The 12674-nt window shown below is 63.8% G+C and carries 13 protein-coding genes; 6 read left to right on the top strand and 7 right to left on the bottom strand.

The window, feature by feature from the left end:
- Window positions 1–592: 592 nt before the first annotated feature.
- Window positions 593–1147 carry a DedA family protein gene (locus tag ACZYOF_RS19890; RefSeq protein WP_463716834.1) on the bottom strand — a complete coding sequence of 185 codons (555 nt, stop codon included), beginning with the start codon at window positions 1145–1147 and terminating at the stop codon, window positions 593–595.
- 340 nt (window positions 1148–1487) lie between these two features.
- Between ACZYOF_RS19890 and ACZYOF_RS19885 the strand changes: the two genes are divergently transcribed.
- On the top strand, window positions 1488–1709 hold the full coding sequence (locus ACZYOF_RS19885) for a hypothetical protein (RefSeq protein WP_130582182.1): 222 nt from the start codon (window positions 1488–1490) through the stop codon (window positions 1707–1709).
- An 11-nt stretch (window positions 1710–1720) separates the two neighbouring features.
- Window positions 1721–2125 (top strand): hypothetical protein, encoded by a 405-nt coding sequence (locus tag ACZYOF_RS19880; protein ID WP_463716833.1) that lies wholly within the window; start codon window positions 1721–1723, stop codon window positions 2123–2125.
- Between the two features lie 45 nt (window positions 2126–2170).
- Here the strand turns inward: ACZYOF_RS19880 and ACZYOF_RS19875 are convergent, their stop codons facing one another.
- The 3 genes from ACZYOF_RS19875 to ACZYOF_RS19865 all read right to left on the bottom strand — a co-directional run bounded on the left by ACZYOF_RS19875 (window position 2171) and on the right by ACZYOF_RS19865 (window position 6350).
- Entirely contained in the window at window positions 2171–2728 is a 558-nt protein-coding gene (locus ACZYOF_RS19875; protein ID WP_130582181.1) for a GNAT family N-acetyltransferase, read from the bottom strand.
- Between the two features lie 6 nt (window positions 2729–2734).
- Window positions 2735–5092, bottom strand: a complete 2358-nt coding sequence (locus ACZYOF_RS19870; RefSeq protein WP_463716832.1) for an Orn/Lys/Arg family decarboxylase — start codon at window positions 5090–5092, stop codon at window positions 2735–2737.
- A 106-nt stretch (window positions 5093–5198) separates the two neighbouring features.
- Window positions 5199–6350 (bottom strand): DJ-1/PfpI family protein, encoded by a 1152-nt coding sequence (locus ACZYOF_RS19865; protein WP_463716831.1) that lies wholly within the window; start codon window positions 6348–6350, stop codon window positions 5199–5201.
- Between the two features lie 257 nt (window positions 6351–6607).
- Here ACZYOF_RS19865 and ACZYOF_RS19860 point away from each other — a divergent pair, with 257 nt between their 5' ends.
- Window positions 6608–6997, top strand: coding sequence for a COG4315 family predicted lipoprotein (locus ACZYOF_RS19860; RefSeq protein WP_394568008.1), 390 nt, complete (start codon window positions 6608–6610; stop codon window positions 6995–6997).
- Between the two features lie 98 nt (window positions 6998–7095).
- Here ACZYOF_RS19860 and ACZYOF_RS19855 read toward each other — a convergent pair whose 3' ends face one another.
- Window positions 7096–7539: a cupin domain-containing protein gene (locus tag ACZYOF_RS19855; RefSeq protein ID WP_463716830.1), complete on the bottom strand. Its 444-nt coding sequence runs from the start codon at window positions 7537–7539 to the stop codon at window positions 7096–7098.
- Window positions 7540–7602: 63 nt separating this feature from the next.
- Window positions 7603–8157: a PAS domain-containing protein gene (locus ACZYOF_RS19850; protein WP_130582176.1), complete on the bottom strand. Its 555-nt coding sequence runs from the start codon at window positions 8155–8157 to the stop codon at window positions 7603–7605.
- Between the two features lie 762 nt (window positions 8158–8919).
- Between ACZYOF_RS19850 and ACZYOF_RS19845 the strand changes: the two genes are divergently transcribed.
- Window positions 8920–9924, top strand: a complete 1005-nt coding sequence (locus ACZYOF_RS19845) for an acyl-CoA desaturase (protein WP_463716829.1) — start codon at window positions 8920–8922, stop codon at window positions 9922–9924.
- Here the strand turns inward: ACZYOF_RS19845 and ACZYOF_RS19840 are convergent.
- Window positions 9882–10811, bottom strand: a complete 930-nt coding sequence (locus ACZYOF_RS19840; RefSeq protein ID WP_463716828.1) for a class I SAM-dependent methyltransferase — start codon at window positions 10809–10811, stop codon at window positions 9882–9884. The genes ACZYOF_RS19845 and ACZYOF_RS19840 overlap by 43 nt on opposite strands.
- A gap of 434 nt (window positions 10812–11245) precedes the next feature.
- On the opposite strand from ACZYOF_RS19840, the gene ACZYOF_RS19835 reads away from it, so the two are divergent.
- On the top strand, window positions 11246–12043 hold the full coding sequence (locus ACZYOF_RS19835) for a rhomboid family intramembrane serine protease (protein WP_463716827.1): 798 nt from the start codon (window positions 11246–11248) through the stop codon (window positions 12041–12043).
- Window positions 12044–12242: 199 nt separating this feature from the next.
- Window positions 12243–12671, top strand: a complete 429-nt coding sequence (locus ACZYOF_RS19830) for a CBS domain-containing protein (protein WP_130582172.1) — start codon at window positions 12243–12245, stop codon at window positions 12669–12671.
- Window positions 12672–12674: the final 3 nt, after the last annotated feature.

Genomic DNA, 12674 nt, shown 5'->3' with positions numbered 1-12674 from the left:
TAACACCATCGCGCAGGGAAAGCCGGAATGCTTCGGTTGAACCTGTGGTCCTACCCCCGTGCTTTTTGTTGCACGGGACCCACGGGTGCAACCAGCACCCGGCTTTCCCTGCGCCCTCTGATATCGAAGAGGGTGAAACGAGAGGCAAAGCTCGGACGCAAAGCGCCGCGAGAACGCGAACTCACATCCCCACGCTGTCTGACACATGAATGAGAAGCCAACCCCGTCATTGCGAGCGTAGCGAAGCAATCCATAGCGCCGCTTGTGGAGAGGTGGATTGCTTCGCTCCGCTCGCAATGACGCCGTCGTCCTGGCGAAGGCCAGGACCCATAACCCACGGGCCTTTGTATGTGCTCCGCTGCAACCGCTTGCTCGCACCACAACAACTCCCTGTGGTTATGGGTCTCCGCCTGCGCGGGGACGACAGCGGTGCAAGCTGTAGGGTGGGCAAAGCGACTTGTCCGCCGTAGCTCAACGAGCGAAGGCGGAAGCGTGCCCACCATCGTGAGCACGGCACTGGATGGTGGGCACGGCGCAAGTGCGCCTTTGCCCACCCTAGGGTCTCAAGCGCAAGCGCTTGCTCGCGCGCCGCTCACCGCCAAAACCGCTGCAGCACATGCTCCCACAGCCACGCCCACGCGATCCCGCCGATGTCGCCGAGCTGCAGCAGCACCGCGACCCAGACAAACGCCGAGACGAAATTCGCGATCTGGAACGGAGGCTGCGGCATCCGCAGCATGCCGGCGACGATCGGCACCGAGGCGCGCAAGGGGCCGGAGAAGCGGCCGATGAAGATCGCGAGCACGCCCCATTTCTTGAGGAAGGCCTCGCCGTGCACCAGGAGATTGGGATGCCGCGAGAACGGCCACATCCTGGCGATCGCATGATCGAACTTGCTCCCGATCCAGTAGGACAGCCAGTCGCCGAATGCAGCACCGAGCGCGCCGGCGGCGAGCATCGGCAGGAAGGCGATGCCGCCGGACCTCATCATCATCCCGATGCCGACCAGCACAGCCCAGGCCGGCACCACGAGCGAGAGGAAGGCGAGCGATTCCGCGAAGGCAAGCGCAAAGACGATCGGCGCCGCCCAGGCGCGGTGATCCCTGACGAACTCGACGACATGCCGGGCGGATTCTTCGAGGGACATCGTACCGCCGCTTCCGATCCGCCTTCGCCGATACCACCACTCTGCCCGGGATTTTCCGGCGAATTGCGCACGCCCGACACCGAGCGCTGGGTCGAGGCGCTGGAGAGCCGATCAAGGCGGCGCATCCCGAAATGTCGCCGTTCATCAAGCCACAAATCCGTCACCACTATAAGGCGGTTCGCAACATCAGGTTCGACGGTGGCTAAAATTGAGGCTATCATGCCGACGTGCGAAAGCGAAAGATGCAGGCCAGCCTTCACGACTTTGCGCTGGCGCAGCCGGAACTTTCGCCCTAATCTCTCATTAGTTTTGCAGTTTCATCCAGCAAGGGAGTGCGGGGATGGCGACGCAAATCGTGATGGATCACACTGGCGACAGCCGGCACAATTTCAATCCCGCCGACGAGAAGGCCTTGCGCGAAGCGCAATTGCGCTTCGACGCATTGATGAAGAGCGGTTACACCGCTGCGGTGCGGGACGTGTCGGGGCAGCCGACCGTGGTCCGTTCCTTCGATCCGAACGCCGAAGAGACGCTGTTCTATCCGCGACTTGTCGGCGGCTAGGCCGGTCCATCATGTCCGGCAGGCTGTCGGGGGCGTTCGCCGAGGCCGCGCGGCTCTCGCGCGCGGCCTGGCGGCGGTTCGTCGAATATTGCGTACTGGATGACAGCCAGTCGCGCGGTCTGGCGCTGCTGAAGGAATGGCTGACGCCCGAGCAGCTCGTGCAGTATGAGACGAGCGGCTTTTTCGACGTGGTCGGCTGCCACTCTGGCAAACGCTACCGGATCCGCCACGGCACCGGCATGAACATCTATGAATTGGACGAGCTCGGCCGGTTGCATGCGGGCTGGTGTTTCGTGCCCCGGGACACGCTGGTGGCCGGCGACGTCATGCTGGCGCAAAAAATCGCGCTCGAAGCCAACGAGCGCTCGGCGCTTGCGGTGGCGCGAAGCTTCCCCGTCCGCTGGCGGCCGACATAGTCGGGCTGTCGCAGCTTAGCGTCGCGGCTCTTACCGTCGCGGCTCTTACCGTCGCGACAATGGGGCTGGTGGCGGCGGCGCGGTGGTGCCGGGGCCGAGCGAGCGTTGCACCATCGCGGTGTCGGCCCAGCGGCCGAAGCGATAGGCGACGCCGGGCAACAGCCCGACCCGGGCAAAACCGAAACGCTCGTGCAGCGCCAGCGAGGCCGCGTTGTCGCTGTCGATATAGCCGATCATCTGGCGAAAGCCGGCGGCCGCGCACGCGTCGATCAGTTCGCCGAGCAGGAGGCGCCCGATGCCGCGGCCGACCTGGTCGTGACGGACATAGATCGAATGCTTTACCGCATAGCGATAGGCCGGCCGCTTCCGGAACAGCACCACATAGGCATAGCCGACCACCTCGCCGTCACGGGTCGCAACCAAATGAGGCAGGCGATGGTTGCGGAAATTCTTGCGCCGGTCGCGGAAATCGTCCGGCTCCGGCACCCCGCTGTCCTCGACGCTGTCGTCGACGCCGCGCCGGATGTGGCGGCGGTAGATCGACAGCATGGCTTCGACATCCGCCTCGCGCGACGGCCTGACGATGATCCGCTCTTCGTTCATCGGCCGTCACTCGGAAATCACGTAGGTGAACAGGCGCACGCGCCCCGCCTCGTCGATCTCCTTGTAGACGCCCTGGATCTCGACCTCGAAGCCCGGGAATGCGTTGAAGGATGCCTCGAACATCTTCAAGTAGTCGATCATCGGCCGGGTCTGTTCCGACAATCGTTCACCCGGCACGATGGTGGCGATACCGGGCGGATAGACCACGAATGGGGTTGCCGCGATGCGGCCCGAAATCTCGCCGATCGGCAGATAGTCGACGTCGTTGCGCACGAGGTAGCGTGATGCCTCGCGCGGCGACATCGCAATCTCGGGCAGGTGCTCGGGCAGGAACTGCTTGCGCTGCAGCGCGCTCACGTCCGCCGCGCGGAAGAAGCGGTGCATGTCGCCGCAGAGGTCGCGCAGGCGCACGCCGGCATAGCGGGCAGGCCTGCGGCGGAAGAATTCGGGGATGACGTCCTCGAGCAGCGCATTGTCGTCATGCAATTTCTTGAAGGCGACGAGCCCCGAGATCAGCGTCCCCGCCTTGCTCGCCTCCACGCCGGGCGTGAGCAGGAAGAGCAGGGAGTTGAGGTCGTTCTTCTCGGCGACGATGCGGTTCTCGCGCAGATATTGCGCCACCACCGGGGCGGGGATGCCGTGCTCGGCATAGGCGCCGGTGGCGTGATCGAATCCGGGTGTGAGCAGCGTCAGCTTGTTCGGATCGGTCATGGCAAAGCCCGCCGTCATCTCGGGGAAGCCATGCCAGCTATCGCCGGGCTGGAGCTGCCAGAACGCCGGGTTGGTCGCGAGCTGGTCGGTGGAGATGGTTTCCCAGGCGACATTGTGCGCCCCGCCTTCCCGCGCGACATCCGGAATCATCACGCGGTCCGGCACGAACGGCTCGAAGAACCAGCGCCGCTCGGGGCGGGCTTCGTTCTCCTCGAACTCGCGGCGGGTGGCGCGGATCTTCTTGCGCAGCTCGATGCCGAGCCGGATCGTGTCGTCCCACAACACCTCGCCGGAGCGGCCCTTCATCATCTGCGCGCCGACATCGAGCGAGGCGAACAGCGGATAGAATGGCGAGGTCGAGGCGTGCTGCATGAAGCTTTCATTGAAACGCCGATGCTCGACCCGGCGCTTCTGGCCCTTGATGTGGCGGTCGCGGACGTGGATCTGGGAGGCCTGCGAGAAGCTCGCGAGCTGCTTGTGTGTCGATTGCGTCGCAATGATGCCGGGCGCCTCGGGACCGAGGTCGGCAAGGCCCATCGCGAAGCGGCCGGCATAGATCGGATGGAACTTCATGAAGCCGGCCCAGGCTTCGTCGAACAGGATGTAGTCGCAGAGATGGCCGATGCGCTTGAGGATCATCTCCGCGCTGTGGATGGTGCCGTCATAGGTGCATTGCTCGACCACGGCGACGCGGAAGGGGCGGGGCCTCTTCCAGGCATCCTTGTCCTTGACCAGCGGATGGTTGCGGATGCGCTCGCGCAATGCGGCCTCGTCCAGCGCGTCCCAGCGCATCGGCCCGATCAGGCCCCAGGCGTTGCGAACCGTCGGCACATAGACCGGGATGCCGCCGCCGAGCAGCAGCGCGCCGTGGTGGGCGGCCTTGTGGTTGTTGCGGTCGAACAGCACGAGGTCGCCGTCTGTGACCAGCGAGCCGAGCGCGACCTTGTTGGACGTGGAGGTGCCGTTGAGCACGAAATAGGTCTTCTCCGCGCCGAAGATCCTGGCGGCTTCCTTCTGCGCCCGCAGCGCCGGCCCCTCGTGAGTCAGCAGGTCGCCGAGGTCGAGCACGGAATTGTCGAGGTCGTCGCGGAACACGGCTTCGCCGAGATGCTCGACGAACACGCGTCCGATCGGGCTGCGGCTGTAGAACACGCCGCCATTGTGGCCGGGGCAGGTCCAGAGCTGGTTGCCTTCCTCGGCATAGTCGACCAGCGCGCCGAAGAACGGCGTCTTCAGCGTCTCGGCATATTGCTTCAGCCGGCTGATCAAATTCTTTGCGATGAACGGCGGCGTTTCCTCCGACAGGAACACATAGCCGTCGATGAAGTCGAGCACCTCGACCGGTAGGTCCTCGAACCGCTTGCGGCGGATTAGGAGGATGATCGGGAAGTCGAGGCCGCGCCGCCGCATCAAATTGATCAGCGACGCGGTCTTGCCCTCCAGCCCCTTCTTGCCCCAGTCGACCACCATGCAGCCGATCGCCGCGTCGGTCTGCACCGCGATCTCGGCATCCTCGAGCTTGCGGGCGCGCACGACCTCGAAGCCGGAGCGCTGGATCTCGTCGATGATCTGGTTGAAGCGGATGCCCTCGAGATCCTCCGGATCGAATACGGGCGCCGCGAACAGGAAGGTGAAGCGTCGGAAATAGTCCATTGGTGTCCTCGGAATGGTCCGAGCGAGAAGTCGGCACATTTCGTGACAGGCAGATGACGGTGGACCCGGTGAGGGAAAAATGATGGCCGGGCGGGCCGATGCCGCTTCAATTCGGTGGGCCTTGCCTCGGATATTCGAGCTGCATGGCGACGAAATCGGCCGTTCGCCCGCCGTAGCGTGCCTCGATCCGCTGCAGCGTCTGGTCCAGCGCCTGTGCCGGCGGCAGTGACCCGACCGGTTGCAGCAATCGCTCGGCGGGCCACTGCGTCGCGACCTGATCGGGCAGGATGCGCAGGCCGTTGCGGCTCGGCTGTGCCTCCGCCGTCGCGGCAAAGGTCACGGTGCGCGAACGATAGGTCCGCGACCAGGCGTCGGCCGCGAGCGCGAGCGACACTTCGTCGATGCCGGGTGCAAGCGCGATGCCGAGCTGCTCGCGGTTCCAGAAGGCGAGGGTGTTCCCGATCGCCGTGAGCGCGAACGGCCGCGTGAACTGGAACGCGCCGCTGTCGTGGCGGGCATCCCAATGGGGGAGGCCGATGTCGCGGGCGACGGCTTGCGCCTTCTCGCGGCCGGCGATCGCTTCGACCAGCGTGAGCGACATCGGCATCGAAGCCGTAATCCCCGTTGTGGTCGCAACGCCCTGGTCGACCACGATCCTGCGATCCCTGATGTAATGGGTCGCCGGATGCTTCTCGCGCAGGTCTTTCAGGGAGTACCAATGCGTGGTCGCCCGCTTGCCGTCGAGCAGTCCGGTGCTGGCGACCACCATGGTGCCGACGCAGACGCCGATGACGATCGCGCCCTTTTCCGCCTGCTGCCTGATCCATTGCACCACGACCGGATCGTCGTCACGGCTCATGGCGGGGACGATGACATAGTCGGCCCCATCAGGATGTTGCGTATCGAATGCGGCGATGGTGGCGTCCGGCTCCACCTTCAGTACCGGAAACAGCGTCACCGGTCCGGGTCCCGTCGCAAGCGTCACCACGTCGGCGACGTCGGCGCGCTTGAGGATGCCGTAGGGCATCAGATAGTCGGTGGTCTCGGTCTGCTCATTGATGCCGACGATCGCGATCAGCGGCCGCTGCCGCTTCGGCGGCTTCAACGCCGCGATGGTCGCATCAGCCTCCTGGCTTGCGATCAGCGGCGCGTTTCCAGACGCAGCTCGCGAGGGCAGCGTCAGAAGCCAGCCACCACCAATGATCAAGAAAAGCGCGGCAGCGGCAAGACCGCCCCACGCGAGAAGCCGCCAGTTCATTGCCTGCGTCGCTCTACGAATTCACCTCGCACTCGCTGCGCAACCTATCTTCTCACGCCGCGGCGCGAAATGACGCAGATCCGGCAAAAACCGACACGGGGACAGGGCTGGATCGGTGAGCTTCGGTCGAAAGCCACTTGCCGAATTATTCCCCGCGTCAGGCAAACATTGCGAAAAAATTCTTCGTGCTCTCCGGCGGAATAGAACGCGCCGCAGCATGTCCTACTCATGCAAGCTATTTCCGTACAGGAGCTATCATGAAGATCGCATCGATTGGTTTCGCACTCGCCACCGCCATTTCCCTGGCGACGGTCTCCGCGGCGTTTGCTGCACCGCCCACCAAGACCGGCACCACGACGAAGGGAACTGTGCTGACGGACGCGAAGGGCATGAGCCTCTATACCTTTGACAAGGACGCCGATGGCAAGTCTGCCTGCAATGGCCCGTGCGCAACGAACTGGCCGGTCCTGAAGGCTGAGGCGAGCGACAAGGCGGGCGAGGGCTACACCATCATCACCCGTGACGATGGCTCCAAGCAGTGGGCCTACAAGGGCAAGCCGCTTTACACCTTCGCCAAGGACCAGAAGCCGGGCGATATCACCGGCGACGGCTTCCTCAACGGCGCCTGGCATCTTGCGCAGCCGTGACGAGGTTGATCTCGCTATAATACGAGAGGCGGATTAGCGCAGCATAATCCGCCTCTCGTACTTGCCAGCCGCCATGATCGCCACCGTAGCAAGCGCCGTTATTTCGTGTGTCCCCACGCCTCGTCCCAGTCCGCACCAGCCGCGTCGACGACGCGGCCGTCGGCCTCGAAGAACTTGTTCGGCACCTGGAAGATCGCGAGGATCAATCCGCCTTCGGGGCACCAGGCGACGTGGCGGCTGCCGGCTTCGCGCCAGATGAACTCGCCTGCGTTCGCGGCAATGCCCTGCGCCGGGCCTTCTTTGTCGACGAGCGAACCTTCGAGGACATAGGTCTGCTCGATATTGACGTGCTCGTGGTCGGGCAGCACCGTACCAGGCGCAAAGCGCATCAAGGCTGTCATCAATCCGGTGTTGCGGTCGAACAGCAGCGTCTTGGCCTCGCAGCCGGGGAAGCGGGTCTTTTGCCACTCCATTTCCTGCGGGCGCACGAGATGGGAATGCGTATCGGCGGTCTGATGCGCCTGCGGCGTCGCAGTGTCCATGGCGTTCCTCCGGTTTCGTTGAACCAAAGGGATGATAGCCGGATCGCGCAGCGGCGTCAGCGGTTACCGCAGTCCCTCATAGACCATGAATCCGCGCGCGATCGCGAGCTTTCGCAGCGCACGCGGCACAAATCTTTCCGGCGGATGCAGATAGCGCCACGAGGTTAGTTTGAAATCGGAGAGCGCGGTCGCGACGCTCTCGAACGGTGCGAGCAGACCGGTGAGGCTCACCGGCACATGCGCGCGGTTGTTGAAGGGGAGCAGCAGCAATTCGAGATGCGCCGGCGTGCCCGCCTGGCTCGAAGCCGTGACGCCGGCGACGGCGGGCAGCATCTCCTCGGCGACAAAGGCGACGATGTCTTCGATCTGGCGGCGGCTCTCACCGGTGAACAGCGCCGCAAAGCTCTTGTCCTTGAGGTCGCGGCCGAGCAGGGCGCAGACGCGCGTGCCGGCGACGCGAAAGGGAAAGCCCGCTTCATGCCCGTAGGACAGCACGAAAATGTCGCCGAGCCGCTCGCGAACGGCCTCGGGATCGAGGTCGCAGCGATCGGGCGCGCGCGCGTTGCCACGCGTCTTGTCCCAGTAAGCGAAGAATTCGCGGCTTCCCGGATGCTTCATTCAAGAACCTTGCCTCGCGCTTGCCGCGCCGGGACACATCTGTCCCGGTTTTGCGCAAGCGCATTCATTCTCAGTAGTGCAGGGGAACTTTTGCAGCGTCCATGCCGCGGCCATGTTTTCGCAGGCTTTCCGGCGGCTTTGCGGTGTTAACGTTAAATTAACTATGAGCTTGGCGTGGCCCGCATGCCCCTCTACTGTCCGCTCATTCCCGTTCTTGCCGGCCGTTCTCCAGGGGCCGGCGGGTCCGTACACAGGTGGCGTCGAACAATCAGGTCATCGCGCGGGGAGGGGTGGGGATGTGCTCCCGTTCCCCTTGGGCGCGACAAGACCCGACAGCAGCAGAGGGCGGGCCTTCTCAGGGCCCGCCCTCAATGCCTTTAGGAGCCGTTATCTGCTTGATTTTTCCCTGGCTTGGCCTCGACCCTGGGTCCGTATTCCACCTTGGAGGCGCCGTCGGTGCGGCGCCTCAGGGGAGCAGGTGCAAGACACTGTTGGGGAACGTGAGTGTCTCCACACAACCTGGCAACGAAGGGCCTGTTCCGAATCCGATGCGGGCACTGTCCGCGTTTGATCCTCACCTCCGGACCAGGGCCCACAGAGTTGAGCGATTCGCGGCTTGAAGTGCCAAGCGTCAAGTTGAAGTTATTCTAAGAAGCTGTAGCGCAAACCCGGAACCTGCGACAGGTCGTCGCGAGCACAGCGCGGCACCGGCCGGCGGAAAGCGGGGTGACACCGAGCGCGCTTCATGCGAACACTCACACGATGGACACATCGGAGATATATCCTGCCGCTGAGCGCCGGTGGCCGCCGACGATTGTCATTGGCCGCACGGCCAGGGGTCCCGTTCTGCGCATTGAGCTGCTGCAGGTCCTCTCGATCTTCAGTCTTGTCTTGGTGGTGATGGGCAGCGTCGCCGGCGTATGGTGGTTCTCCGTCCACGGCATTACCTGGTTCGAGCCTTTGCTGTTGCTGTCCGTGACCTTCGTCACCGGCCTCGGCATCACGCTCGGCTACCATCGCTTGTTCTGCCATCGCGCCTTTGTCGCGCGTGCGCCGCTCGCCGCAGCGCTCGGGATTCTTGGCGCGATGACCATGCAGGGCCAGATCTTGGGGTGGGTCTCGATCCATCGCAAGCATCACCGATACAGCGACCGGCCCGGCGATCCGCATTCGCCGCGCCCGCGCGGAGCCGGGATTGTCGGCGCCATCCGAGGCTTCTTCCAGGGCCATGTTGGATGGGTGATGTCCGACGTCTATTGCGTCTACGTCGACTACGTGCGCGATCTGCGCCGCGATCCGGTCGTTCGCTGGGTTGATCGTTGGTATTGGCTGTGGGTCGCCGCCAGTTGGATCATACCCGGCTTCATCGGTCTCGCTTGGTACGGGACGGCGGATGGATTCTGGGCCGGCTTCTTCGCGGGCGGTCCGCTGCGCACGCTCTGGCAGCTCAATTGCACCTGGGCGGTGAACTCGATCGCGCATCGCTTTGGCCGACGGCGCTTTGAAACACGCGAGGACAGCCGCAACAGCGCGCTGGTCAACACTCTCACCATGAACGGCGAGGGGCTGCACAACAATCATCACGCCTTTCCGTGGTCGGCAAGCTTCGCGCTCTTCCGGGGCGAGATCGACCCCGGCTATTGGGTCCTGCGCGGTTTCGTGGCCATGGGCTGGGCGTCAAAGGTGCGGGTGCCCGCCCCACACCTTGTTGCATCGCGGGCCGCTCAGCGGACGACCGATCCCTTGCGCTCGAGCACCAACCGATAGAGCGTAAGGGCGCCGGCGAGATAGGCGTCCAGGCACGTCTTGAGATTATGCATGTAGTCACTCACCATCTCGCGCCCCACCAGCGCAACCAGATCGGCCTCCTGGTTCCGCAGATTTCTTAACCAGGCTCGCAGCGTGTAGATGTAGTCGCGCGGTTTTCCTTCGAGATGCACGAGGTCAAACCAGCGTTCGCTGGCGAGCAGCATCTCACTGGCGTGAGGCAAGTTGCCTTCAAGCCAAAAACCGTCGATTCCGCTTTGGGTGATGTGGCGGGCCTCGCTGCCGAGCTCGATGTTGCCCCAACCGTTGACCTGGATCGAAGCCCGGCCACCGACCGTGAGCGTGCGAGCGCAGAACTCGAAGAACAGACGGTAGGCCTCGATACGCTGCTGACGATCCGCAGCCTTGCCGGTGAAATGCTCCATCGCCTCGAGGCTCACGATCGCGTCGAACGGGCGATTCGACTGATAGTCCTGCCAGGCCGAAATCTCAGTCACGAAATTCTGTGGAGCGTAGCTCCGCACGTACTGGGCCTGGTTGTCGGCAAGTGTCAGGCCGACATAGTCGATATCGGGCCGGCGCACCATCAGCCGCTTGATGAGGCTGCCCCAGCCGAATCCGACGTCGAGCACGCGCTGCGCGGTATCGGCGCCAGACATATCGATGTGCCAGTCGAGCTTGCGGAGTTGCGCCGCCTCGAGCGTGTCGCGGTTGGCGGGTTCCATCCAAATGCCAGCCGAATACGCAAGATTAGGTCCGAGAAACTGCTCGTAAAGTCGCGGCTCGCGGTCGTAGTGGGCCTGAATCTCGGCTTTCGACGCCCCCAGATTGGGGATTGCCGCCGCGGGCGTTTCGAGAATGGTGTCGGTTACGCGAGTGCTGGCCATCACAACTCCAGGAAATCAGGGCATTCACGAGAGTAGCCCAGACTATGGTCGGCTCATACCCCAACCGCAACCGCTTGGCCATCGCGCGCGGTATGAGCGCTGGTGAAGCCAACGGTCATTGTGCGAAGGCAGCGATCGGCTCCTTGGCCCCTCGGACACAATTTTTTGCCCAGCCGATGTCGAAGGGGCGCCCGTCGCAATAGTCTTTATGAATTTCAGCCGTTTCGGCTTTCCAGATGCGGTCCGTTCAATGGATTTCAACGGGGCCAAGACGGCCGGTTTTCCAGAATCGTCAAATGATTTCAGGGATAGGCTAGCATTCTCAGGGCGCGCCCTTATTCTTTTTCCTTGCCGCTTGTGCACTTGCACAATGCGGCCAAAGCCGCCTATCTGGGCTGATCGCCTATCCGCGCCGCGCTAAGGTTGCCCGTCCCTTGGAATCGCAGTTTGAACCTCCGCATGATGCGCCGCCGGATCGTCCGCACGAGCCGATCCTCACCTTGCCCCCGGCGCTGACCGCCTACATCGCGCTGATCGCGGTCATCCACTTGCGCGTGCTGTTGCCGCCGGAGTGGGAAAACTGGACCATCGACGTCTTCGGTTTCATTCCGAAGCGCTACGATTCCACGCTGCTCAACATCACCTTCCCCGGCGGCGAGGGCGCCAAGGTCTGGACCTTCGTCACCTATTCGCTGCTGCACGCCAATCTTACCCATATCGTCTTCAATGTGCTCTGGCTGTTGCCGTTCGGCAGCGCGCTGGCGCGGCGGTTCGGCGCGTTGCGCTTCTATCTGTTCATGGCGGTCACGGCGGCCGCCGGCGCGCTCGCGCATCTCCTGACGCATGAACATGCGATCGCGCCGATGATCGGCGCATCCGCGTCCGTCTCCGGCACCATGGCGGCCGCGATCCGCTTTGCCTTCGTGAAGGGCAGCTTCCTCTCCTTCAGCCGCGGCGACGCGGAGGCGGCGGCAAAGGTGCCGGCGCTGTCCCTGTCGCGCGCGCTGCGCGATGGTCGCGTGCTCGCCTTTCTCGCAGTCTGGTTCGGCGTCAATCTCATCTTCGGGATCGGCTCGATCGCGATCGGAGCCGACGGCGCCAGCGTCGCCTGGCAGGCGCATATCGGCGGGTTCCTGGCAGGGCTCGTGCTGTTCTCGCTGTTCGATCCGGTGCCGCGGGAACGCCGTCATGCTGCAGATGCGTTGTCGCCTGACGGACCGGACCGCGTCTGATCGCCGCTTGCGGCTCAGGGCGATTTCATCCATCATCGGTTGAAAGTTGTGACGCAAGCTGCCGCCTCTTGCGCTGCATGATGGCCGCGCTTGTTGCCCACCGCGCCGGAAACGAAAACTGCGCGGAACTGTTGATTGAAGACTCGCGAACGATGTCGCGCCTCCTGGTCGGGGCGCGGCAGGGATTCAGGAGGCGGCAATGACGGTACGTTCCATTCTCGATTCCAAGGGTCATCAGATCACGAGCGTCCCGCCGGACGTTACCTTGACCGATGCGATCAAGACGCTCGGTGAGCGCAAGATCGGCGCCGTGCTGGTCATGAAGGAAGGCGGCATCGAAGGCATCTTGTCGGAGCGCGACATTGTTCGCGTGCTTGGCGAGCGCGGCGCCGGCGCGCTCGATGAGCCCGTCAGCGCGGTGATGACGCAGAAGGTCGTCAGTTGCCGCCCGTCCGACACCGTTGCCGGCATCATGGAAATGATGACGCTCGGAAAATTCCGCCATCTGCCCGTGCTCGAGGACGGCCGCGTGGTCGGCTTGATCTCGATCGGCGACATCGTCAAGCGCCGGGTCCAGGAATACGAAGCCGAGCAGGAAGCGCTGCGCGACTACATCAAGACGGCCTGAAAT

The organism is Bradyrhizobium sp. LeoA1Lang, from assembly GCF_055413685.1.
The sequence above is the reverse complement of the archived record's forward strand: the minus strand, read 5'-3'. Positions and strand labels throughout refer to the sequence as shown.

What these genes read in the sequence shown, in the direction of transcription:
- ACZYOF_RS19860 (WP_394568008.1), top strand. Translation starts at nt 6,608, where the DNA reads ATGAAGATCGCATCGATTGGTTTCGCACTCGCCACCGCCATTTCCCTG.
- ACZYOF_RS19840 (WP_463716828.1), bottom strand. Translation starts at nt 10,811, where the DNA reads ATGGCCAGCACTCGCGTAACCGACACCATTCTCGAAACGCCCGCGGCG.
- ACZYOF_RS19850 (WP_130582176.1), bottom strand. Translation starts at nt 8,157, where the DNA reads ATGAAGCATCCGGGAAGCCGCGAATTCTTCGCTTACTGGGACAAGACG.
- ACZYOF_RS19870 (WP_463716832.1), bottom strand. Translation starts at nt 5,092, where the DNA reads ATGGACTATTTCCGACGCTTCACCTTCCTGTTCGCGGCGCCCGTATTC.
- ACZYOF_RS19875 (WP_130582181.1), bottom strand. Translation starts at nt 2,728, where the DNA reads ATGAACGAAGAGCGGATCATCGTCAGGCCGTCGCGCGAGGCGGATGTC.
- ACZYOF_RS19885 (WP_130582182.1), top strand. Translation starts at nt 1,488, where the DNA reads ATGGCGACGCAAATCGTGATGGATCACACTGGCGACAGCCGGCACAAT.
- ACZYOF_RS19865 (WP_463716831.1), bottom strand. Translation starts at nt 6,350, where the DNA reads ATGAACTGGCGGCTTCTCGCGTGGGGCGGTCTTGCCGCTGCCGCGCTT.
- ACZYOF_RS19845 (WP_463716829.1), top strand. Translation starts at nt 8,920, where the DNA reads ATGGACACATCGGAGATATATCCTGCCGCTGAGCGCCGGTGGCCGCCG.
- ACZYOF_RS19830 (WP_130582172.1), top strand. Translation starts at nt 12,243, where the DNA reads ATGACGGTACGTTCCATTCTCGATTCCAAGGGTCATCAGATCACGAGC.
- ACZYOF_RS19890 (WP_463716834.1), bottom strand. Translation starts at nt 1,147, where the DNA reads ATGTCCCTCGAAGAATCCGCCCGGCATGTCGTCGAGTTCGTCAGGGAT.
- ACZYOF_RS19855 (WP_463716830.1), bottom strand. Translation starts at nt 7,539, where the DNA reads ATGGACACTGCGACGCCGCAGGCGCATCAGACCGCCGATACGCATTCC.
- ACZYOF_RS19880 (WP_463716833.1), top strand. Translation starts at nt 1,721, where the DNA reads ATGTCCGGCAGGCTGTCGGGGGCGTTCGCCGAGGCCGCGCGGCTCTCG.